The sequence below is a fragment of the Streptomyces sp. NPDC058662 genome (assembly GCF_042716255.1).
Taxonomy (GTDB): domain Bacteria; phylum Actinomycetota; class Actinomycetes; order Streptomycetales; family Streptomycetaceae; genus Streptomyces.
The window spans coordinates 2,603-25,037 of sequence record NZ_JBHXRU010000097.1; the positions used below are offsets into that span (position 1 = coordinate 2,603).

Annotated in this window: 17 protein-coding genes and 1 tRNA gene; 9 read left to right on the forward strand and 9 right to left on the reverse strand. The window is 69.3% G+C overall.

Features of this window, described 5'->3' with window-relative positions:
• The first annotated feature begins 91 nt into the window (after nucleotides 1–91).
• The 4 genes from ACFWUQ_RS25970 to ACFWUQ_RS25985 are packed head-to-tail and all read left to right on the forward strand — an operon-like array spanning nucleotide 92 to nucleotide 4,528.
• On the forward strand, nucleotides 92–1,024 hold the full coding sequence (locus tag ACFWUQ_RS25970) for a branched-chain amino acid ABC transporter permease (protein WP_384542527.1): 933 nt from the start codon (nucleotides 92–94) through the stop codon (nucleotides 1,022–1,024).
• A gap of 5 nt (nucleotides 1,025–1,029) precedes the next feature.
• On the forward strand, nucleotides 1,030–2,751 hold the full coding sequence (locus ACFWUQ_RS25975; protein ID WP_384542569.1) for a branched-chain amino acid ABC transporter permease: 1,722 nt from the start codon (nucleotides 1,030–1,032) through the stop codon (nucleotides 2,749–2,751).
• A gap of 5 nt (nucleotides 2,752–2,756) precedes the next feature.
• Nucleotides 2,757–3,815, forward strand: coding sequence for an ABC transporter ATP-binding protein (locus tag ACFWUQ_RS25980; RefSeq protein WP_384542530.1), 1,059 nt, complete (start codon nucleotides 2,757–2,759; stop codon nucleotides 3,813–3,815).
• Entirely contained in the window at nucleotides 3,812–4,528 is a 717-nt protein-coding gene (locus ACFWUQ_RS25985) for an ABC transporter ATP-binding protein (RefSeq protein ID WP_384542532.1), read from the forward strand. The genes ACFWUQ_RS25980 and ACFWUQ_RS25985 overlap by 4 nt, the downstream gene beginning before the upstream one ends.
• A 77-nt stretch (nucleotides 4,529–4,605) precedes the next feature.
• On the opposite strand, the gene ACFWUQ_RS25990 is transcribed toward ACFWUQ_RS25985, so the two are convergent.
• On the reverse strand, nucleotides 4,606–5,199 hold the full coding sequence (locus ACFWUQ_RS25990; protein ID WP_384542572.1) for an ANTAR domain-containing response regulator: 594 nt from the start codon (nucleotides 5,197–5,199) through the stop codon (nucleotides 4,606–4,608).
• A 158-nt stretch (nucleotides 5,200–5,357) separates the two neighbouring features.
• Here ACFWUQ_RS25990 and ACFWUQ_RS25995 point away from each other — a divergent pair.
• The 4 genes from ACFWUQ_RS25995 (at nucleotide 5,358) to ACFWUQ_RS26010 (ending at nucleotide 9,659) form a co-directional block, all read left to right on the forward strand.
• Nucleotides 5,358–5,430 (forward strand) — tRNA-Leu (locus ACFWUQ_RS25995).
• A gap of 109 nt (nucleotides 5,431–5,539) precedes the next feature.
• The gene (locus tag ACFWUQ_RS26000; protein WP_384542534.1) at nucleotides 5,540–6,304 is read left to right on the forward strand and encodes a helix-turn-helix domain-containing protein; all 765 of its coding nucleotides are present in this window, start codon (nucleotides 5,540–5,542) and stop codon (nucleotides 6,302–6,304) included.
• A 205-nt stretch (nucleotides 6,305–6,509) separates the two neighbouring features.
• Nucleotides 6,510–9,266: a PKD domain-containing protein gene (locus ACFWUQ_RS26005; RefSeq protein ID WP_384542537.1), complete on the forward strand. Its 2,757-nt coding sequence runs from the start codon at nucleotides 6,510–6,512 to the stop codon at nucleotides 9,264–9,266.
• Between the two features lie 141 nt (nucleotides 9,267–9,407).
• Entirely contained in the window at nucleotides 9,408–9,659 is a 252-nt protein-coding gene (locus ACFWUQ_RS26010) for an EF-hand domain-containing protein (RefSeq protein WP_384542540.1), read from the forward strand.
• Nucleotides 9,660–9,696: 37 nt separating this feature from the next.
• Here ACFWUQ_RS26010 and ACFWUQ_RS26015 read toward each other — a convergent pair whose 3' ends face one another.
• From ACFWUQ_RS26015 to ACFWUQ_RS26030, 4 genes are all read right to left on the reverse strand, one after another.
• Nucleotides 9,697–10,575, reverse strand: coding sequence for a serine/threonine-protein kinase (locus ACFWUQ_RS26015; RefSeq protein WP_384542543.1), 879 nt, complete (start codon nucleotides 10,573–10,575; stop codon nucleotides 9,697–9,699).
• Between the two features lie 129 nt (nucleotides 10,576–10,704).
• Complete coding sequence (locus tag ACFWUQ_RS26020) at nucleotides 10,705–11,442, reverse strand: hypothetical protein (protein WP_384542545.1); 738 nt, start codon at nucleotides 11,440–11,442, stop codon at nucleotides 10,705–10,707.
• Between the two features lie 392 nt (nucleotides 11,443–11,834).
• Nucleotides 11,835–13,262, reverse strand: coding sequence for a pyruvate kinase (gene pyk / locus ACFWUQ_RS26025; protein ID WP_384542548.1), 1,428 nt, complete (start codon nucleotides 13,260–13,262; stop codon nucleotides 11,835–11,837).
• Nucleotides 13,263–13,441: 179 nt separating this feature from the next.
• On the reverse strand, nucleotides 13,442–14,143 hold the full coding sequence (locus tag ACFWUQ_RS26030) for an SIMPL domain-containing protein (RefSeq protein WP_384542551.1): 702 nt from the start codon (nucleotides 14,141–14,143) through the stop codon (nucleotides 13,442–13,444).
• Nucleotides 14,144–14,282: 139 nt separating this feature from the next.
• Between ACFWUQ_RS26030 and ACFWUQ_RS26035 the strand changes: the two genes are divergently transcribed.
• A complete protein-coding gene (locus ACFWUQ_RS26035; RefSeq protein WP_384542554.1) occupies nucleotides 14,283–16,082 on the forward strand; it encodes a bifunctional metallophosphatase/5'-nucleotidase in 1,800 nt (599 codons plus the stop codon).
• Between the two features lie 32 nt (nucleotides 16,083–16,114).
• On the opposite strand, the gene ACFWUQ_RS26040 is transcribed toward ACFWUQ_RS26035, so the two are convergent.
• From ACFWUQ_RS26040 to ACFWUQ_RS26055, 4 genes are all read right to left on the reverse strand, one after another.
• The gene (locus ACFWUQ_RS26040; protein WP_384542557.1) at nucleotides 16,115–17,524 is read right to left on the reverse strand and encodes a lysine N(6)-hydroxylase/L-ornithine N(5)-oxygenase family protein; all 1,410 of its coding nucleotides are present in this window, start codon (nucleotides 17,522–17,524) and stop codon (nucleotides 16,115–16,117) included.
• Between the two features lie 16 nt (nucleotides 17,525–17,540).
• Nucleotides 17,541–18,938 carry a pyridoxal phosphate-dependent decarboxylase family protein gene (locus ACFWUQ_RS26045; protein WP_384542560.1) on the reverse strand — a complete coding sequence of 466 codons (1,398 nt, stop codon included), beginning with the start codon at nucleotides 18,936–18,938 and terminating at the stop codon, nucleotides 17,541–17,543.
• A gap of 187 nt (nucleotides 18,939–19,125) precedes the next feature.
• Nucleotides 19,126–21,636, reverse strand: a complete 2,511-nt coding sequence (gene pepN, locus ACFWUQ_RS26050; RefSeq protein WP_384542563.1) for an aminopeptidase N — start codon at nucleotides 21,634–21,636, stop codon at nucleotides 19,126–19,128.
• Nucleotides 21,637–21,974: 338 nt separating this feature from the next.
• The gene (locus ACFWUQ_RS26055) at nucleotides 21,975–22,331 is read right to left on the reverse strand and encodes a chorismate mutase (protein ID WP_384542566.1); all 357 of its coding nucleotides are present in this window, start codon (nucleotides 22,329–22,331) and stop codon (nucleotides 21,975–21,977) included.
• Nucleotides 22,332–22,435: the final 104 nt, after the last annotated feature.

The following is a 22,435-nucleotide window of genomic DNA, read 5'->3' on the forward strand; positions in this document are numbered from 1 at the left end:
GGCTGGTTTTTGTTTATATGACACGGGCGCGTGGGCCAAAACAGCGCCCTCGCGCGGAGTCTTATCCGACACGCTCATCGGAGGCCCTGCGGTGCACGAACTGCCGCAACAGCTGGCCAACGGCCTGGCCCTCGGTGCTCTCTATGGCCTCATCGCCATCGGGTACACCATGGTCTACGGCATCGTCCAGCTCATCAACTTCGCCCACGGCGAGATATTCATGATCGGTGGCTTCGGCGCCCTCACCGCCTACACCGTTCTCCCGAGTGGGACCTCCCTCCTGGTGGCGATCCCCGTCATGATCGTCGGAGGTGCACTCGCCTCCGTCCTCGTCGCCACCGCAGCCGAACGCTTCGCCTACCGCCCCCTGCGCAGCGCACCCCGGCTGGCCCCCCTCATCACCGCAATCGGCCTCTCGATCGCGCTCCAGCAGCTCGTCTGGCAGTTCTACCCGGACGCCAAGAAGGCCGTCAGCTTCCCCGAATTCAAGGGCAAGGCCTTCCAGCTCACCGACAGCCTCGCGATCCAGCGCGCTGACGCCTTCGTACTCCTCCTCGCCCCCCTCTGCATGCTCGCCCTCGGCGTCTTCGTCTCCAAGAGCCGCAGCGGCCGCGCCATGCAGGCCACCGCGCAGGACCCCGACACCGCCAAGCTCATGGGCATCAACACCGACCGCATCATCGTCATGGCCTTCGCCATCGGTGCCGCGTTCGCCGCCGTCGCAGCCGTCGCATACGGCCTCGACAAGGGCCAGATCAACTTCGAGATGGGCTTCATCCTCGGCCTCAAGGCCTTCACCGCAGCCGTCCTCGGCGGCATCGGCAACATCTACGGAGCCATGGTCGGCGGCGTCGTCCTCGGACTCGCCGAAGCCCTCTCGATCGCCTACATCGAAGAGATACCCGGCATGCAGCAGCTCGGCGGTGGAGCCTGGTCCAACGTCTGGGCGTTCGTACTCCTCATCGTCGTCCTCCTCGTGCGGCCCCAAGGCCTGCTCGGCGAGCGCGTCGCGGATCGGGCGTGAGAACCATGACCACCAACACCACCCCGCAGACCACCGTCACCCAGCAGGGCACCAAGCCCACCGCCCTGCTCTACACGGTCATCGGCGCCAGCCTCATCACCGCAGTCAGCGCCTTCCTCGCCTGGACCTGGGACAGCTCCTTCCCCGGCGACCTGACCTACTACGGCAGCCCCGCGCCCCTCCAGTACCTCACCTTCCTCGGAGCCCTCCTCACCACCGCCTTCGCGCTCTCCGCGCTCGGCACCAAGGGCTTCCGCTGGCTCACCCCCGCCGGCTCCCGCAAGGCCGTCTGGCTCCTGGCCCTCGGCACCTTCGCCACCACCACGTACACCGCCCTCGCGATCATCGTGGAACTCGGCGCACTGGTCGACCTCGAACCCGGCGCCGGCGTAGCCGTCATCGCCTCCGCCATCGCGGCCGCAACCGCCTTCAAAATCCCCGACGACACCCGCAAGGCGACCCCCGCCAAGCAACTGCCGTCCTGGGCCGAAATCCTCATCATCACCGCGGTCTTCGCCATCGGCCTCTTCGTCGTCACCTTCGGCATCGACACCGACGACAAGGAACCCCAGCTCTTCGTCGCCTACCTGATCATCGTCGGCTTCGCAGCCGCCGCACTGCTCAAGGCCGGCCTCATCGACCGCTTCTCCACCATCACGGCCAACAACCGCCAGGTCACCGTCATCGGCACCATGGCCGCCGCCGTCGCGTTCCCGTTCATCCAGCAGAGCGGCGACACGTACACCCTCATCGCGGTCAACATCCTCATCTTCGCGACCGTCGCCCTCGGCCTCAACGTCGTCGTCGGCCTCGCCGGCCTCCTCGACCTCGGCTACGTCGCCTTCCTCGGCGTCGGCGCCTACACCGCGGCCCTCGTCTCCGGAGCCACCTCCTCCGCCTTCGGAATCCAGTTCCCCTTCTGGGCCGCAGTCCTCACCGGCGCTCTCGCCTCCCTCATCTTCGGCGTCGTCATCGGAGCACCCACCCTCCGCCTGCGCGGCGACTACCTCGCCATCGTCACCCTCGGCTTCGGAGAAATCTTCCGCATCGCCATGGGCAACCTCGACGGCGTCTCCGGCCCGAAGATCACCAACGGCCCCAACGGCATCCCCAACATCCCCCACCTCGAATTCTTCGGATTCAACTTCGGGGAAGCACACGTCATCTTCGGCGTCACCCTCGGCGCGTACGCCAACTACTACCTGCTGATGCTGGTCGTCATGGCCTTCGTCATCGTCATCTTCACCCGCGCCGCGAACAGCCGCATCGGCCGCTCCTGGGTCGCCATCCGCGAAGACGAGACCGCCGCCACCGCCATGGGCATCAACGGCTTCAACGTCAAGCTCATCGCCTTCGCCCTCGGCGCCACCCTCGCCGGCCTCGCCGGCACCATCCAGGCCCACGTCAACACCACGGTCGTCCCCGAGAACTACGTCTTCGCCGGCCCCGTGCCCCCGAACTCCGCGTTCCTCCTCGCCGCCGTCATCCTCGGCGGCATGGGCACCGTACGCGGCCCCATCCTCGGCGCCGCACTCCTCTTCCTGATCCCGGCCAAGCTGTCCTTCCTCCAGGACTACCAGCTCCTCGGCTTCGGCATCGCCCTCATCCTGCTCATGCGCTTCCGCCCCGAAGGCCTCATCGCCAACAAGCGCGCGAAGCTTGAGTACCACGACGACACCGCTGACCAGGCCCCCACGGACCTGGCCACCGCCAAGGCGGGGGCGTAACCACCATGACGAACAACACGACCGACACCACCACCCCCGTCGCCCCCACCGGCGAGACCGTCCTCGAAGCCCGCGGCGTCACCATGCGCTTCGGCGGCCTCACCGCCGTACGCTCCGTCGACCTCAAGGTCAACGCCGGCGAAATCGTCGGACTCATCGGCCCCAACGGCGCCGGCAAGACCACCTTCTTCAACTGCCTCACCGGGCTGTACATCCCCACCGAGGGAACCGTCAGCTACAAGGGCACCGTCCTGCCGCCCAAGCCCCACCTCGTCACCAAGGCCGGCATCGCCCGCACCTTCCAGAACATCCGACTCTTCTCCAACATGACCGTCCTGGAGAACGTCCTCGTCGGACGCCACACCCGCACCAAGGAAGGCCTCTGGTCCGCCCTCCTGCGCGGCCCCGGCTTCAAGCGCGCCGAAGCCGCCTCCGAAGCCCGCGCCATGGAACTCCTGGAATTCATCGGCCTGGAGAACAAGGCCCAGCACCTGGCCAAGAACCTCCCCTACGGCGAACAGCGCAAGCTCGAAATCGCCCGCGCCCTCGCCAGCGACCCGGGCCTGCTCCTCCTCGACGAGCCCACCGCCGGCATGAACCCCCAGGAAACCCGCGCCGCCGAAGAACTCATCTTCGCCATCCGCGACATGGGCATCGCCGTCCTCGTCATCGAGCACGACATGCGCTTCATCTTCAACCTCTGCGACCGCGTCGCCTGCCTCGTCCAGGGCGAGAAGCTCATCGAAGGCACCGCCGCCGAAGTCCAGGGCGACGAGCGCGTCATCGCCGCCTACCTCGGCGAGCCCTTCGAAGGCGACCCGGGCGCCGAGGAGGTCGCCGAGGTCGAAGCCGCCGAAGCCGCGGCCGAGGCCGAGACCGGGACCCAGGTCGCGGCCGCCGACACCGAAGCCGACGCAGACGCCGAGGCCGACGCCACCGGAACACCGGCCGCCCCCACCACCGGCACCGCGGACGACGCCCCGGACCAGGCCCCCGACAAGGCTGCCAACACAGCCCCGAACGAGGCCGACAGCACCACCCGCACGGAAGGAGAGACCAAGTGAGCGCACTGCTCCAGGTCCAAGACCTCAAAGTCGCCTACGGCAAGATCGAAGCCGTCAAGGGAATCTCCTTCGAAGTCAACGAAGGCGAAATCGTCTGCCTCGTCGGCACCAACGGCGCCGGCAAGACGACCACCCTGCGCACCCTCTCCGGGCTCCTCAAGCCCAAGAGCGGCACCGTCACCTTCGACGGCCAGCCCCTCGCCAACGTCCCCGCCCACAAGATCGTCGCCATGAAGCTGGCCCACTCCCCCGAGGGCCGCCACATCTTCCCCCGGCTGACCATCACCGAAAACCTCCAGCTCGGCGCGTTCCTGCGCACCGACAAGGAAGGCATCGAGAAGGACATCCAGCGCGCCTACGACCTCTTCCCCATCCTGGGAGAGCGCCGCAAGCAGGCCGCCGGCACCCTCTCGGGCGGCGAACAGCAGATGCTCGCCATGGGCCGCGCACTCATGTGCCAGCCCAAGCTCCTCATGCTGGACGAGCCCTCCATGGGCCTGTCCCCGCTGATGATGCAGAAGATCATGGCGACCATCAAGGAGCTCAAGGCCACGGGCACCACCATCCTGCTGGTCGAGCAGAACGCCCAGGCGGCGCTCTCGCTCTCCGACCACGCACACGTGATGGAGGTCGGCAAGATCGTCCTCTCCGGCACCGGCCAGGACCTCCTCCACAACGAGGACGTCCGCAAGGCCTACCTCGGCGAGGACTGACCCACCGGGTCCGCACACACGTGAGGCCCGCCTCCCCTCGGGGGGAGGCGGGCCTCACTCGTGCGCGGGGCGGCCGATCAGCCGTTGGCCGCGTTCTTCTTCTCCTCGGCGTCCTCGATGACCGCCTCGGCGACCTGCTGCATCGACATCCGCCGGTCCATGGAGGTCTTCTGGATCCACCGGAACGCCGCCGGCTCGGACAGCCCGTACTGGGTCTGCAGCACGCTCTTGGCCCGGTCGACGAGCTTGCGGGTCTCCAACCGGAGCGAGAGGTCCGCGACCTCCTTCTCCAGCGCCTTCAGCTCCGCGAACCGCGACACCGCCATCTCGATGGCGGGCACGACATCGCTCTTGCTGAACGGCTTCACCAGGTACGCCATGGCACCGGCGTCCCGGGCCCGCTCCACCAGGTCGCGCTGCGAGAACGCGGTGAGCATGAGCACGGGGGCGATGGACTCCTCCGCGATCTTCTCGGCCGCGGAGATCCCGTCCAGGACGGGCATCTTCACATCCAGGATCACCAGGTCGGGCCGGTGCTCGCGCGCGAGCTCCACGGCCTTCTGGCCGTCCCCGGCCTCACCGACGACCGAGTACCCCTCCTCTTCGAGCATCTCCTTGAGGTCGAGACGGATGAGCGCCTCGTCCTCGGCGATGACGACGCGGGTCGTCATCGGCGGAACGTGCGACTGGTCGGCGTCGGGCGTGGGCGTCGACTCGTGCTCGGCGGTCACGGGGGCTCCTTGTTGCAAGCGGTTCAGCTCCCCCGAGCCTACCTAGCTCCTGTATGTTTGTGACACGGAGGGTCTTAGGTATCCTTCGTTTCGAAGGGGCCCCGGTAGCCCAGCGGTAGAGGCAATGGATTCAAAACCCATTCAGCGTCGGTTCGAATCCGACTCGGGGTACTTCTTCTTAGTTTCCAAGGTCGCCAAGCGATTGTGCGATCTTCACTCGTCACGGTGAACGAAGCTTCGAATTCCGGTCACCCGGGCGAATCGCGATGAAGCTCCGAACATGGAGCACAATCCTTCGATACGCGAAGAAGCGGTCCTGCTGCTACGCCGTGGCGTGACCAACCGGGTCGTGGCCGAACATCTGGGCATCCCCCGCGGCACCGTCGGCTGGTGGCGGCACGAGGACCGGAAGCGGCGGGGCGAGCGCTACACGAGGCCGACCGACTGCCCGCGCTGTACAGGCCGCGCGGTGGCCTCGGAGGCGTACGCCTACCTCCTGGGCCTCTACCTGGGCGACGGCCACATCGTCTCGAAGTACAAGGAGCACCGCCTCTCCGTCTTCTGCGACGCATCGTGGCCCGGTCTCATCGAAGCCGCACGGGACGCGATGCTGGGCGTCATGCCGCAGCCCAAGGTAGGGCTCCGACGACAGGGGGGATGCGTGGAGGTCAAGTCGTACTCGCACCACTGGCCGTGCCTGTTCCCGCAGCACGGGGCCGGGAAGAAGCACGAGCGGCGCATCGTCCTGGACCACTGGCAGCGGGAGATCGTCGACGCCCATCCGTGGGAGTTCGTACGGGGCTTGATCCACTCCGACGGGTGTCGGACCATCAACTGGACCACCCGGGTCGTCGCCGGGGTCCGCAAGCGGTACGAGTACCCGCGGTACTTCTTCACCAACAGGTCCGAGGACATCACGCACCTGCTGACCGGCACGCTCGACCGGCTCGGGGTCGCGTGGAAGCAGGCCAACGCCTGCAACATCTCCATCGCGCGCAAGGAGTCCGTCGCGCTGATGGACCTGCACATCGGGCCGAAGTACTAGTTACTGCCCTCTGACCAGGCATTTCGGGTGGTGCGGGCTGATTATCCGATGTGACAGCGGCTGCCGGGGCAGTGGATGATGTGGTTTCTCGCCACGGATGCGCGTGCGCCCGACCGGTTGTTGGGGGGAACCGGCCGCAGCACGGCCGCACCCGCACCCGTATCCGAGGCGATTCCACGTCATTTCTGTCGAAGGAACCCTTCTGGTGCGTGCCACACGTACGACGGTCCTGCTCACCGCGGGTCTCGTCACTCTTCTCGGGCTGCCGGCCTCGGCCGTCGCAGCCGAGACACCGTCCAGTCTGTACGTCAACAATTCCGACGGGGCCGGCTGCTCCGACGCCGGGTTGGGGTCCGCGGCGGCTCCGTTCTGCACGATCGGGGCCGCGGCCAAGGTCGTGCGGCCCGGGCAGACCGTGCGGATCAAGCCGGGCAAGGCGTACGCCGAGTCCCTCACGATCGCCCGCTCCGGCGAGCCCGGCAAGCCGATCGCCTTCGTCGCCGACGGTCCCAAGCCGTCCGACCGGGTGGAACTGGGCGCGGAGCGTGCTCTGACCGTCAGCGGTGCCTCGCATGTGGTCCTGCGCGGGCTGCGTGTCGACGGGGGTGCCAGGATCACCGGCTCGACCGCCGTCGAGCTCGACCGGTCTTTCGTCAGCGGTCCGAAGACGGATTCCGTCTCCCTCGTGGTGGACGGCGGGAGCGCGGACGTGCGTGTCACGCGGAGCACCCTGGACACCACGGCGCAGGTCCAGGGCGGTGCGCGCAATACCGTGTTCAGCCGCAATATGCTCTTCGGGTATCCGGCGGCGGCGGTCGTCGCGTCGGACGCGCCGGGTACGGTCGTCACCAACAACGACGTGCATCTGGAGTGTGACTCGGCTCTGTCGTTCGGTGGTGCGTCGACCGGTTCGGCGGTCTTCAACAACCGGATCCGACTCAACATGTCCGTCGCGTGCCCGGCGGGGCCGGAGGGCAAGCGCCGGGGCGTCGTGGTGTCGCAGAGTGCGGTGGCGGGCACCCGTGCCGACTACAACCTGGTCACCGATGTCGCCGCCGCCGGCCGGGTGGCGTACCAGTGGGCCGGTGTGGACCACACGACGCAGGCCGCTTTCACGGCCGCGAGTGGTCAGGGCGCGCACGACATCCTGCGGGAGTCGTTCTGGGGGACGTTCCACTACAACCCCGGGTCTCCCACGGTCGATTCGGGTGATCCGACGGCGCCGGGTGTGCTGGATTCGGACATCGAGGGCATGCCGGTCACGGATGACCCGACGGCGGCCAACACCGGTAGGGGTGGCGGTCACATCGACCGCGGTGCGTACGAGTCGCGGGATTCCTGGGTCGCGAGTGTCATGCTCGGGGTCGACGAGCCGTGGGCGCCCGCGGGGACCGCGGTGAAGGCGACGGCTTCGGTGAAGACCCATTGGGGTAAGCCGGTCTCGTACACGTATGACTTCGGTGACGGGACGGCTCCGGTGACCTCGGCGGGTGCGGCTGAGCACGTGTACGCGTCGCCGTGCGAGTGCGTGGTCAAGGTGACGGCGGCGAGTGGTGTGATGAGGGCCGTCGCCGAGAAGTCGGTGAAGGTGACGGCGGCGACGCCGCTGTCGGCCGGTTTCACGTGGCGCCAGCAGCTGCCGACGGCTGAGGAGCCGTCGGCGTACGTGGCGCCGCTGACCGCCGAGATCGATCCGCGGACCGCGTCGAAGACGCCGTGGCCGGTCCAGTATCTGACGGTGGACTTCGGTGACGGCACGTCCGAGGCCCGGAGCGGCCTGGAGGTGGTGCCGCATGTGTACGGCAAGCCGGGCGAGTACAAGGTGTCGGTGACGGTCCTGGACGTCAAGGGTGGTACCTCGACGGTCAGCCAGACGGTGAAGGTGGCGTACAGGCCGTCCGGGTTCGTTGCTGTCGCTCCGAAGCGTGTGCTGGACACCCGTAGCCCGTACAAGCCGGTGCAGGGTGGTACGGCGGTTCTGGTGGATGTGCCGATCGTGGTGGAGGGCTCGGGCGGGTACCACTCGGGTGGTGCGTCCGCGGCGGTGCTGAACGTGACGGTGACGGGGGCGACGGAGGACACGCACCTGAGTGTGTGGCCCAGTGGCCAGCCGCGTCCGGTGACATCGAACGTGAACGTGCGGGCGGGTGGTACCTCGTCGAATACGGTGACTGTGCCGCTGGGTGTCGCCAGTTCGGTGCTGGCGCAGCTGAATTCCGGTACGGCATCGGTGATCGTGGACTTCGTGGGCTACTACCGGCCGAACGCGGGTGAGCGGTTCACTCCGATCGCTCCGACGCGGCTGGCGGACACCCGGGTGTCGGGTGCGCCGCTGACGCACGTGCAGGCGGTCAAGGTGGCGGGTGTGAACGGGATTCCGGCGGATGCCAGTGCTGTGGCGTTGAATCTGACGAGCACCGGTTCGACGGAGAACAGCCACGTGATCGCGTATGCGGACCGGTTGGAGCGTCCGTCGACGTCGAATCTGAATCCGGAGCCGGGTAAGGACAAGTCCAACCAGGCGATTGTGCCGGTCGGTTCGGACGGGACGATTCTCCTGTACACGAACACGGGGTCGACGCATCTGATCGTCGATGCGGTGGGTTACTACACCAAGTCCGGCAAGGCGCTGTTCACGCCGGTCGTTCCGCAGCGTCTGGGTGACACGCGTGCTACGGGGAAGCTGAGTCCGGGGGCGACGGCGACGGTGGGTGGCGTGCCGGCGGGCGCGGTCGGCGCGGCGCTGAATGTCACGGCGACGGAGTCGACGGGTGCCGGGTTCCTGACGGTGTTCGCGCAGGGTGGTGCCCGGCCGACGGCGAGCAGTCTGCAGACGCGTGTGGGTGAGACAATTCCCAACCATGTGACCTCGCCGGTGAACGCCGGCCGGGTGGACGTCTGGAACAGTTACGGCGGCAGCACGCATGTGATCACGGATCTGCTGGGGTATTTCGCCCCGTAGGAGCGCGGAGGGTTTGCGCCGGGAGCCCCGGTCGCCGCTTGTGCGGTGGCCGGGGCTTCGTGCTGTGGTCGTGCCGTGTCGGTGGGGGCTCGACGTAGGTTGGGGTGTGGGTATTCGGATGTGGAGAGTGGGGATCTCGGGATGAGTGAGAAGGCGCGGAGGTTGTTCGAGGCGTTGGATCTGAACGCGGACGGGGAGCTGACCCGGTTCGAGGTGATCTCGGCGCTGCGTGCGAAGGGGCCGACGTTGGCGGCGCGGGGTGATCTGCCGTTTTGGGGTGTGGGTGATGCGGAGGCGTCGTCGGCGTTGTTCGATGCGGCGGATCAGAACGGGGACGCGGTGTTGTCGTTCGAGGAGTTCGCGGCGGTGGTGGACCGCCGGTTCGGCTGGTAGGCGCCGCCGCCGGTCGGGAGGGGGGTGGTCGGTGGTTTCAGCCGATGACGGTATGCAGCTCTTCCACGAATTGGCGGCATGAGTGGTATCGGTCGCCGGGGCTTTTGGACAGGGCGGTTCGCATGACGTGGTCGGCCTGCGGCGTGATGTCGGGGCGCCGTTGGGACAGGCGGGGCGGCTCGTCGTACTGGTGTGCTGACAGCTGTGCCGGGTCTCCGTCTCGGAGGAAGACTGGTTCACCGGTGAGGGTTTCGTGGACGGTGCAGGCCAGGGCGTACACGTCGGCGGCACCGTTGACGGGGTCTCCGGTTATCTGCTCTGGTGCCATGCAGCCGAGCGTGCCGGTGAACGGTCCTATGCTGGTGAAGTTGTCGGTGAGAGCCGGTCTGTCGATGCCGAATCCGGCGAGGTAGGCGTAGTCGGGATGTTCGGCGCTGCTGCTCCTGATGACCAGGATGCTGCCCGGATGGACGTTTTTGTGCACCAGGCCGCGTGCGTGTGCGGAGTCGATGGCGGATGCGAGATGGCCGGCTATGCGCATCGAGGCCGCTACGGACAGCGGGCCGTCTCGGGCCAGAAGCGCCTCCAGGTCCAGTCCAGCGATGTAGCGCATGGCGATGTAGAGGATTCCGCTGTCTTCTCCGACGTCGAATATCGGGGCAATGTGCGGGTGGTCGATCGAGGAAGCAAGCCGGGAGTCGCGGATGAAATTCTGGCTGAGGATTTCATTGCGGGCGATGTCGGGATCCAGTAGTTTCAGCGCGACCTTGCGGTCCAGCCTGATGTCTCTGGCGATACAGACGACTCCTGATGGTCCCCTGCCGATCTCGCGCTGCAACTCATAGCCTGCGAGTTGCAGTCCGGCCGGGTGCGGGAGGCCCTGACGCACTTCCCCGCCCTCCGACGTGCTCGACATCAGACACCGTCCTCGCCCGGCTGTCGTCGGGGTCGACTCACAGCGGTCCCTGCTTTCAGGCTAGCCCGTGACGACGGGGTCGTCCATCCGGGAAACAGCACCACTGGCTGCTTTTCAGTAGGTCATGCTTCAATGCTGCAACCGGAATCGGCGTTGCTGAGGAAAGCGTTCTTGCTCAGGATCGAGGAAATCGATCAAGTCCATCAGAGCGACTTGCAGATCGACGACGCGTGGATGCCTTCCCTCAAGCGAAGCCAGTTGGGCGACACTGTCGGACAGGCGTGTAAACCAGGCGGCGAACCGGCGGTCCGATTCCAGCTGTGAGCAGAACTCGGCATATCCGATACAGCTGGCGGCGTCTCTGTCGTCCGTGATGACGAGTTCTCCGATTCCTCTCTGGTCACTACGGAACAGTTGAAGATGCGTGTCGGCATAGGTGTCGTCGTTGAGAACGTTGCTAATGCGGGCGAGGAGCGTCACGATGTGACGGTTGGCCTCTCGGTTGCCGAGATCGAGGAAGTAGATGCGGCGCCTGAGAATTTCGACCCATCCGAGGTATTCAGCGAGCACGTAAAGGGTGCTGCGAACCGCGTACAGTTGTTCGTGCGGTTGCACGAAATGCACGCGTAGAAATCCTTGTCCCGCGATGTTGTACAGGCGGGACTGGAGATCGAAGGCAGCCCAGAGCAGCGGGTCGCGGTACCGGCCCATGGCGTCCTGCCGCTCCAGATCGCGAAGAGTCTCGGCGGCCTGTCGCTCCAACTCGTTTTTGAGGAGTGCGCTTTTCCTGTTTGCCTGTGCGCTGTACGTCACGCTGACCAGGGCCACGAGGCCTGACAGGAAGGCCACGATCAGTTCCGTCCGCATGGCTTCACTTCAAGCGGATGGAAGGTTCGGACGGCATGGCTGATCCACTGGGCGGCCGAGCCTGCTCGCAGAGCGAGGACGGTCGCTGATCATTCATCGTGGTTGCTCCTGTGCTCGGCCGGAGGACGGCTACCACGGCAGGATCCTGATCTACCGAAGTGCCATGATGCCGGGCGGGCGAGGACGACCGCCGTGTGCGACGGGCCGGGCCGCCGCGGGTGTCCCGCGCGTTCACTCGCACGGGTCAGCCCTGCGGCGCCTCATGTGCGGTCCGCCCTTGAACTGCGCCGCGGTGCCTTTGGGCACCCGTGAGGAGACCGGCGGCCCGGCCGGCCGCGTGCGCGGGGAGTCGCGTGACGGCGGGCGGCCGGCGGGCTCGGAGGGGGCGTCGGTCAGCGGACGGCGTCGCCGATGTGGTGGATGCGGACGAGGTTGGTGGAGCCGGTGACGCCGGGGGGTGAGCCGGCGGTGATGACTACGACGTCGCCGGGGACGCAGCGGCCGATGCGCAGGAGTTGTTCTTCGACTTGGTCGACCATGGCGTCGGTGGAGTCGACGTGGGGGCCGAGGAAGGTTTCGACGCCCCAGGTGAGGTTGAGTTGGGAGCGGGTGGCGGGGTCGGGGGTGAAGGCGAGGAGGGGGATGGGTGAGCGGTAGCGGGAGAGGCGGCGGACGGTGTCGCCGCTCTGGGTGAAGGCGACGAGGAATTTGGCGTCGAGGAAGTCGCCCATTTCGGCGGCGGCGCGGGCGACGGCTCCGCCTTGGGTGCGGGGTTTGTTGCGTTCGGTGAGTGGGGGGAGGCCTTTGGCGAGGATGTCTTCTTCGGCGGCTTCGACGATGCGGGACATGGTGCGGACGGTTTCGATGGGGTATTTGCCGACGCTGGTTTCGCCGGAGAGCATGACGGCGTCGGTGCCGTCGATGACGGCGTTGGCGACGTCAGAGGCTTCGGCGCGGGTGGGTCGGGAGTTGTCGATCATCGAGTCGAGCATCTGGGTGGCGACGATGACGGGTTTGGCGTTGCGCTTGGCGAGTTTGACGGCGCGCTTTTGGACGATGGGGACGTGTTCGAGGGGCATTTCGACGCCGAGGTCGCCGCGGGCGACCATGATGCCGTCGAAGGCGGCGACGATGGCGTCGATGTTCTCGACGGCCTGAGGCTTTTCGATCTTGGCGATGACGGGGAGGCGGCGGCCTTCCTCGTCCATGATGCGGTGGACGTCGTCGATGTCGTGGCCGCTGCGTACGAAGGACAGGGCGATGACGTCGGCGCCGATGCGCAGGGCCCAGCGGAGGTCTTCGATGTCTTTTTCGGAGAGGGCGGGGACGGAGACGGCGACGCCGGGGAGGTTGAGGCCCTTGTGGTCGGAGACCATGCCGCCTTCGACGACGGTGGTGTGGACGCGGGGGCCGTCGACGGCGGTGACTTCGAGGGTGACGCGGCCGTCGTCGACGAGGATGCGTTCGCCGGTGGTGACGTCGTCGGCGAGTCCCTTGTAGGTGGTGCCGCAGGTGTGGCGGTCGCCTTCGTGGTCGTCGACGGTGATGGTGAACTCGTCGCCGCGTTCGAGTAGTACGGGGCCTTCGCGGAAGCGGCCGAGGCGGATCTTCGGGCCTTGAAGGTCGGCGAGGATGCCGACGCTGCGGCCGGTCTCGTCGGAGGCCTTGCGTACGCGCTGGTAGCGCTCTTCGTGTTCGGCGTAGGTGCCGTGGCTGAGATTGAAGCGGGCGATGTCCATTCCGGCTTCGACCAGGGCTTTGATCTGGTCGTATGAGTCGGTGGCGGGGCCCAGGGTACATACGATTTTCGCTCGGCGCATGAGGCGAGCGTATTCCCCTACCAGGCAGTAGGAAATTGGTTCCGGGTGACCACTCAACAACCGTTGGGCAAAAGCTTGTTGACAATTGTTGAATGTGCACGGGGGTGCTCTGATGAGCACCCCCGGGGCACCGTTCTCGGGGTCTGTCAGAGGCGCGCCGGCAGCGCGTCAGAGCTGCGTCAGAGCTGCGGCGGGGTCATGGTGAAGCGGGCGTTCACCTGGGCGTAGACGGTCTGGCGCTGGGGTTCGAGGTCGAGGGGCGGGGCTCCGGCGTCCTCGGCGGTGCTGAAGGCCATGGTGCGCAGTCCGGAGCCGGGGCCGGCCTCGAAGGGGACGGCGTTCTCGGCGCCGAGGTCGGCGAGCTCGACGAGGGCGGCGAGGCGGGCGCCGAGGGCCTCGGCGTACTCGCGGGCGCGCTGGACGGCTTCGAGGACGGCTTGGCGGCGGGCCTGGCCATGGGCGGGCGAGGTGGGGCGCAGGGCCCACCAGGGGCCGTCGACCTGGGTGAGGTCGAGGTCGGCGAGTCGGGTGGTGAGTTCGCCGAGGGTGGTGAAGTCGTTGAGTTCGGCGGTGAGATGGACGCGTCCGTGGTAGGCGCGGACGCGTTCGCCGCGGCCGTGGCGGGTGAGTTCGGGGGTGATGGAGAAGGAGCCCGTCTCCAGCTTCTCCACGGGGTCGCCGTAGCTCTTGATGAGGTCGAGGACGGTGTTGTTGCGGCGGGTGAGGTCGTCGAGGGCGGTGCGCCGGTCGGTGCCGCGGGCGCTGACGGTGATGCCGATGCGGGCGATCTCGGGGTCGACTTCGATGCGGGCTTCGCCGCGGACGGCGACGCGCGGGACTTCGGGGGTTCCGTAGGGCTGGGGCGATGCGTCCTGAGTCATGTCCTCACTGTCGCACTGTCACTCGTACGGGGTCGGTCATCGGATCGAAACCTGGTGGGGGTGTTGCGGCGTGTGACCGATGGGTCAAAATCTACGCGCGTTGTCCGCACGGGCAGTTACGCCTCACAAGGGAGTTGGCATGGCGTTCGACCGCAGGACGTTTCTTGGGACCACGGCCGCGACGGGTGCGGCGGTGGCGCTGACGGGGGCCGCGAGTGCCCCGGCGGCGGCCGCGCCGGCGGCGCGCGGGCGCGGGCCGCGGACGTACTCGTTCACAGTGATGGGCACGACCGACCTGCACGGGAACGTGTTCAACTGGGACTACTTCACGGACCGGGAGTTCGACGACAAGGCGCACAACGATGTCGGTCTCGCGAAGATATCCACCCTGGTGGAGCAGGTGCGGGCGGAGAAGGGGCGGTGCAACACGCTGCTGATCGACGCGGGCGACACGATCCAGGGCACGCAGTTGTCGTACTACTACGCGAAGGTGGACCCGATCACCGCGCGGCGGGGTCCGGTGCACCCGATGGCGCAGGCGATGAACGCGATCGGGTACGACGCGGCGGCGCTGGGGAACCACGAGTTCAACTACGGCATCCCCGTGCTGCGCGCGTTCGAGGAGCAGTGCGATTTTCCGCTGCTGGGGGCGAACGCGCTGGACGCGAAGACGTTGCGGCCGGCGTTCGCGCCGTACAGCATGCACCGGTTGCGGACTCCGCACGGGCCGGATGTGAAGGTGGCGGTGCTGGGGTTGACGAACCCGGGGATCGCGCTGTGGGACAAGGCGAACGTGCAGGGGAGGATGACGTTCCCGGGCCTGGAGGAGCAGGCGGCGAAGTACGTGCCGAGGCTGCGTTCGCTGGGTGCGGACGTGGTGATCGTGTCGGCGCACTCCGGTTCGAGCGGGACGTCCTCGTACGGGGACCAGCTGCCGTACGTGGAGAACGCGGCGGCGCTGGTGGCGGAGCAGGTGCCGGGGATCGACGCGATTCTGGTGGGTCACGCGCACACGGAGATCGCCGAGTACCGGGTCGCGAACCGGGCGACGGGCAAGGAGGTGGTGCTGTCGGAGCCGTTGAAGTGGGGTCAGCGGCTGACCTTGCTCGACTTCGAGCTGACGTGGGAGCGGGGTCGCTGGTCGGTGGCGAAGGTGTCGGCGAAGGTGCTGAACTCCAACACGGTCGCCGAGGATCCGAAGATCACGCGGCTGCTGTCGGACGAGCACCGCGAGGTCGTGGCGTACGTGAACCAGGTGATCGGGACCTCGACGCGGGTGATGTCCTCGGCGGAGGGGCCGGTCAAGGATGTGCCGATCATCGATCTGATCAACCACGTGCAGGCGGAGACGGTGCGGGCGGCGCTGGCGGGGGGCGAGTGGGCTGCGCTGCCGGTGCTGTCGCAGGCGTCCTGCTTCTCGCGGACGGCGGCGATCCCGGCGGGGCAGGTGACGATCCGGGACGCGGCGGGTCTGTACCCGTTCGAGAACACCTTGGAGGCGCGGCTGCTGACCGGGGCGCAGCTGAAGGACTATCTGGAGTACTCGGCGCGGTACTTCGTGCGGACCGCGCCGGGTGAGGTGGTGGATCCGGCGAGGTTGACGAACGCGGAGGGCATCCCGGACTACAACTACGACGCGGTGTACGGCCTCACGTACGACATCGATATCTCGCGGCCCGTGGGTGAGCGGATCACGGGGCTGTCCTTCCGGGGGGCCGCGGTGGATCCGGCGGCGCGGTTCGTGCTGGCGGTGAACAACTACCGGGCCTCGGGTGGGGGGAACTTCCCGCATGTGCCGCAGGCCCGGCAGGTGTGGGCTGATTCGGACGAGATCCGGAACACGATCATCGGGTGGGTGAAGGCGAAGGGCACGGTGGATCCCGCGGAGTTCGCGTCGGTGGACTGGCGGCTGACGCGGGATGCCGTGCCGGTGTTCTAGGGCGCCCTGCCGGTGGGGGGTGGCGGGGGGGGTTACGGGTGGTCGACCAGGGGGAGCAGTTCGCCGGCGGGTTGCGGGCGGGTGTGCTCCCTCTGTTCGAGGCCGAAGGTGGTGAAGGCGGTGCGGGTGGGCAGGGGGTAGGGCTCCTTGCCCGTCAGGGTGTTCAGGATGGCGGCGCTGCGCCAGGCGGCGAGGCCGAGGTCGGGGGCCCCGACGCCGTGGGTGTGGCGTTCGCCGTTCTGGACGTAGACGCTGCCGGTGACGGCCGGGTCCGTGACCATGCGGTAGTGGTCGTCGATGCGGGGGCGGCCGGAGGAGTCCGTGCGCAGGTACGGGTCGAGGCCGGCGAGGAGTCGGCCGAGGGGGCGTTCGCGGTAGCCGGTGGCGAGGACGACGGCGTCGGTGGTGAGGCGGGAGCGGGCGCCCTGGTCGGTGTGTTCGAGGTGGAGTTCCACCTTGGTGGTGGCGACGCGGCCGGCGGTGCGGACGGTCACGCCGGGGGTGAGGACGGCGTCGGGCCAGCCGCCGTGCAGGGTGCGGCGGTAGAGCTCGTCGTGGATGGCGGCGATGGTGTCGGCGTCGATGCCTTTGTGGAGCTGCCATTGGGAGGGGACGAGCCGGTCCCGGACGGGTTCGCTGAGGGAGTGGAAGTAGCGGGTGTAGTCGGGGGTGAAGTGTTCGAGGCCCAGCTTGGAGTACTCCATGGGGGCGAAGGCGGGGCTGCGTGCGAGCCAGGTGAGGCGTTCGCGGCCGGCGGGGCGGGCGCGTAGCAGGTCGAGGAAGACCTCGGCGCCGGACTGGCCCGATCCGATGACGGTGACGTGTTCGGCGCCGAGGATCCGCTCGCGGTTGTCGAGGTAGTCGGCGGAGTGGATCACGGGGACGGTGGGGGCTTCCGCGAGGGGGCGCAGGGGTTCGGGGATGTAGGGGGCTGTGCCGATGCCGAGGGCGAGGTTGCGGGCCCAGGTGCGGCCGAGGGCTTGGGCTTCGCCGTCGGCGTCGAGTTGGGTGTAGTCGACTTCGAAGAGGTCGTGCTCGGGGTTCCAGCGGACGGAGTCGACCTGGTGGCCGAAGTGGAGGCCGGGGATGCGGGCGGCGGCCCAGCGGCAGTAGGCGTCGTACTCGGCGCGCTGGATGTGGAACTGCTCGGCGAAGTAGAAGGGGAACAGGCGGTCCTTGTGCCTGAGGTAGCTGAGGAAGCTGAGCGGGTTGGCGGGGTCCGCGAGGGTGACGAGGTCGGCGAGGAAGGGGACTTGGAGGGTGGCGCCGTCGAGGAGGAGTCCGGGGTGCCAGCGGAAGTCGCGGCGCTGGTCGTAGAAGGCGGTGGAGAGTTCGCCGGCGCCCAGTCGCGGCAGGCCGTGGGTGAGGGCCGCGAGGGAGAGGTTGAAGGGGCCGATGCCGATCCCGACGAGGTCATGGGGTGCTTCGAGGTGTGCGGACATCGGCCGGTGCCGCCTTTCAGGAGGGTGTGGAGGCCAGGAGGGTGACGAGGGCGCGCAGGTCCGCCGTCGTGGTGTGGGGGTTGAGCAGGGTGGCTTTGAGCCAGAGGCGGCCGTCGGCGCGGGTGCGGCCGAGGACGGCGCGGCCTTGGTGGAGGAGGGTGCGCCGCAGGGCGGCGACCTGCTCGTCGTCGGCGTGGGTGGGCCGGAAGAGGACGGTGCTGATGGTGGGCGGGGCGTGGAGTTCGAAGCCGGGGTGGGCGTCGAGGAGGTGGGCGAGGTGGTGGGCGGTCTCGCAGGTGCGGTCGATGAGGTGGGCGAGACCGTCGCGGCCGAGGGCGCGCAGGGTGACGGCGATCTTGAGGGCGTCGGGGCGGCGGGTGGTGCGCAGGGAGCGGCCGAGGAGGTCGGGGAGTCCGGCTTCGGTGTCGTCGGTGGCGTTGAGGTAGTCGGCCTGGTGGGCGAGGGGGGCCAGTAGGGCGTTGTCGGGGACGGCGAGGAGTCCGGCGGCGACGGGCTGCCAGCCGAGTTTGTGCAGGTCGAGGGTGAGGGATTGGGCGCGGCCGAGGCCGCTGACCTGGTCGCGGTGGCGGGGGCTGAGGGCGAGGAGGCCGCCGTACGCGGCGTCGATGTGGAGGTCGGCGCCGTGGTGGGCGCAGAGGTCGGCGATGGGGTGGAGCGGGTCGATGAGTCCGGCGTCGGTGGTGCCGGCGGTGGTGGTGACGAGGACGGGGCCGGGGGTGCGGGCCAGGGCCTCGGCGAGGCGGGCGGGGTCGAGGGTGCCGGTGGGGGTGGGGAGGGCTGTGGCCGGGGGGAGGCCGAGGAGCCAGGCGGCGCGGGGGACGGAGTGGTGGGCGTTGGCTCCGTGGAGGACGGTGAGGCGGGGTCCGTGGCGTTCGCGGGCGAGGAGGAGGGCGAGTTGGTTGGCCTCGGTGCCGCCGGTGGTGACGAGGGCGTCGGCGTGGGGGGTGTCGTAGAACTCGGCGGCGAGGGCGCGGGTGAGGAGGGCTTCCGCGGCGGAGGCGGCGGGGGCCTGGTCCCAGGAGTCGAGGGAGGGGTTGAGGGCGCTGGCGGCGAGGTCGGCGGCGGCCGCGACGGCGAGGGGCGGGCCGTGCAGGTGGGCGGCGCAGTGGGGGTCCGCGGGGTCGGCGGCGCCGGCGGCGAGGGCGTGCACGAGGGTGCGCAGGGCCTCGTGTGCGCCGGTGCCGCGGGCGGGTAGTACGTCGGCGAACGCGGCCCGGGTGCGGGCGGTGACGGTGTCGGGGCCGCCGGCGGGGAGGGGGCCGCCGCGGGTGCGGGCGCCGGAGCGGAGGGCGTCGAGGACGGTGTCGAGGAGGGGCCGCAGGGCGTCGGCGCCGTGGGTGCCGCCGGCGAGGGGCGGCGGCGCTGCGGCGTGGGGGCCGGGCGGCGCTGTCATCGGGTCCTCCGGGGGCCGGGCGGGGCGGAACGGTACGCCCGGCCCGACCAGTACAACGATCCGACCCGAATGGGGTAACCGCCGGGGTTTGTCCGAACTCCGGGCGGACCTGTCTCCCGCCGGACCCGCCCCGGCCCCGTGCCCGGGAGGGGGGGGTGGGGTGGGGCGGGGCCGTGTCGGGGTGGGGTCAGGGGGTGCGGACGCGCAGGGCGCGGGACAGGTCGTCGAGTTGGTCGACGAGCTTGCGTCGCAGCAGCGGGAGGATGTCGGGGTCCGCGAGGCAGGCGTGGCCGGCCCTGAGGTTGTCCTCGTCGACCGCGTGGGCGGGGAACGCCCAGCGGCCCGCGGCCTCGGCGATGGCCGGGCCGCGGCGGGCGCCGAGGGCTACGGCGTCCGGGTAGAACCGCGGTACGTACTCCCGTACGAGTTCGGCCTGTTCGGGTTGCCAGAACCCTTGGGCGGCGGCGCTGAACAGGTAGTTGGAGAGGCTGTCGTCGTGGAAGAGCCGCTCCCAGGCCGCGGCCTTGGCCTCGGCCGTCGGCAGCGCGGCCCGGCAGCGGGCGGCGCCCTCCTCGCCGGTGGCGCTCGGGTCGGCGGCGAGGGCCGCGTCGATCTCGGCCTCCCCGACGGCGCCGAGCACGCTGAGCCGGGCCAGGATCCGCCAGCGCAGTTCGGGGTCGAGGGCGGGGCCGCCGGGGACGGTGCTGTCGGCGAGCCAGCCGGCGAGGGCGTCGGGTGTGGTGGCGCTGTCGACGAGGGAGCGTACGGCGGCCAGCCGCAGGCCCGGGTCGGAGCCGTCCTCGGTGCGCCGCAGCAGGTCCCGGGCGACGGAGGTGAGGGTGGCGAGGGCGTCGTGCCGCTCCTCGGGGGCCACGTAGCGTACGGCGACCTGGGTGCGGGCGAAGGTCAGGACGCCCTGGACGATGGCGAGGTCGTGTTCCTCGGGCAGGTGGGCCCCTACGGTCGCCAGGTAGTCCCGGGGGTCGAGCTCGCCGTCGCGGACCATGTCGCGCAGGGAGTTCCACACGACGGCGCGGGTGAGGGGGTCGGGGATGCCGGAGAGTGTGCGCAGCGCGGTGTCGAGGGAGGTCTCGTCGAGGCGGACCTTGGCGTAGGTGAGGTCGCCGTCGTTGAGGACGAGGAGGTCGGGGCGGGGGCCGCTCACGGAGAGGACCTCGTCGGAAGGGACGTCGAGGTGGAGGAGTTCGCCGCGTTCCAGGAACTGTCCGCTGCCGGGTTCGCGGTGGTGGACGCCGACGGCGATGCGGTGGGGGCGGCTGCCCTTGCGGTCGACGGTGAGGGTCCAGCCGTCGGCGCTCTCCTCGATCCTCGGGGTGAGGGTGTCGATGCCGGTGGTGCGCAGCCAGGCCTCGGCCCAGGTGTGGACGTCGCGTTCGGTGTGGGCGGCGAGGGAGTCCACGAAGTCGGCGAGTGAGGCGTTGGCGAACTTGTGGCGGGCGAAGTGGGTGTTGATGCCGGCGAGGAAGTCCTTCTCGCCGAGCCAGGCGACGAGTTGGCGCAGGGCGGAGGCGCCCTTGGCGTAGGAGATCCCGTCGAAGTTGAGGAGTGCGGAGGCGGTGTCGGGGACGTCGTCGGGGTCGGGGGCGACGGGGTGGGTGGAGGGGCGCTGGTCGGCGTCGTAGCCCCAGGCTTTGCGGGCGACGCCGAATTCGGTCCAGGTTCCGGTGAAGCGGGTGGCTTCGGTGAGGGTCTGGTATCCCATGTACTCGGCGAAGGACTCGTTGAGCCAGATGTCGTCGAACCAGCGGAGGGTGACGAGGTCGCCGAACCACATGTGGGCCATCTCGTGGGCGATGACCATGGCGCGGGTCTGGCGTTCGGTGTCGGTGACGGCGGAGCGGTAGATGAACTCGTCGCGGAAGGTGACGAGTCCGGGGTTCTCCATGGCGCCGGCGTTGAACTCGGGTACGAAGGCCTGGTCGTAGGAGTCGAAGGGGTAGGGCTCGGAGAACTTCTCGTGGTAGCGGTCGAAGCAGTCGGTGGTGACGGAGAGGATTTCGGCGGCGTCCGCGTCGAGGTGGGGGGCGAGGGAGCGGCGGCAGTGGATGCCGAAGGGCAGTCCGGCGTGCTCGGTGCGCACGCTGTGCCAGGGGCCGGCGGCGACGGCGGCGAGGTAGGTGGAGATGACGGGGGTGGCGGCGGAGGTCCAGATGCCGGCGCCGTCCGTGTCGCGGTGGCCGGTGCGGGTGGTGATGCCGTTGGCGAGGACGGTCCAGTGCGCGGGGGCGGTGACGGTGAACTCGAAGACGGCCTTGAGGTCGGGCTGGTCGAAGGCGGGGAAGACCCGCTGGACGTCGTCCATGAACATCTGGCTGTAGACGTACGTCTCCCCGTCGGCGGGGTCGGTGAAGCGGTGCAGGCCCTCGCCGGTGCGGGAGTAGCGCATGCGGGTGTGGACGCGCAGTTCGTGGGGGCCCTCGGTGAGGCCGTGGAGGGGGAGGCGGTTGTCCTGGAGGGCGGTGAGGGGGACCGGGTGGCCGTCCAGGGTCGCCGAGTGCACCCGCTCCGGCTTCAGCTCGACGAAGGTGTCACCTGTGGTTCGGGCGGTGAAGCGGATGGCCGCGGTGGAGTCGAAGGTGTCGTCGTCGGCGCCGGTGAGGTCGAGGGCGACGGCGTAGTGGTGGACGTCGATGAGCTGGGCTCGGAGCTGCGCTTCGTTGCGCGTGAGTGCGGGCATGCGGCCATGCTGCCTCACGGGGCGGCCGGGGCGGCGGGTCGTTCCCGCGAGGGCGGGGCGTTCCCGCGGGGGCGGGGTACGGGCGCGCCGGAGGCGGAGCGGGGCGGGATGTGGTGCGGGCGCGGTGGGGGCGGGTGCGGGCGCGCCGGGGGCGGGGTGCGGCGGGGCGGGTGCGGCGGGGACGCGGCGCGGTGGGGCGGTCGCGGCGCGGTGGGGCAGGAACGCCGTGCGGTGGGGCGGTCGCGGCGCGGTGGGGCAGGAACGCCGTGCGGTGGGGCGGTCGCGGCGGGGTGGGGCGGGGACGCGGCGCGGTGGGGGGCGTCGGCGTCGGGCGGGGGCTACTCCTCGCCGGCGGCGATGGTCTCGTGGTGACGGATGACCTCGGCGATGATGAAGTTGAGGAGCTTCTCGGCGAAGGCCGGGTCGAGTTTGGCGTTCTCGGCGAGCTGCCGCAGGCGGGCGATCTGGCTGGCCTCGCGGCTCGGGTCGGCGGGCGGCAGCTGGTGCCTGGCCTTGAGGTGGCCGACCTGCTGGGTGCACTTGAAGCGTTCGGCGAGCATGTGGACCACGGCCGCGTCGATGTTGTCGATGCTGGCCCGCAGGCGGGCCAGTTCGGCGGTGACGCTCTCGTCGATGGCGCCGGCCGGGGTGCCCGTACCGGTGCCGGCGCCGCTGTCGGTGTCGCTGGTGTTCATGGTCCCCGAGAATACGTGGCGGGTGCGGGGGGTTCCTCGACCGGCCGGTCCGTGAGACGAGCCGGGGCGCTCCCGCGCGGGCCGCGGCCGACGGGGGCCGCGGC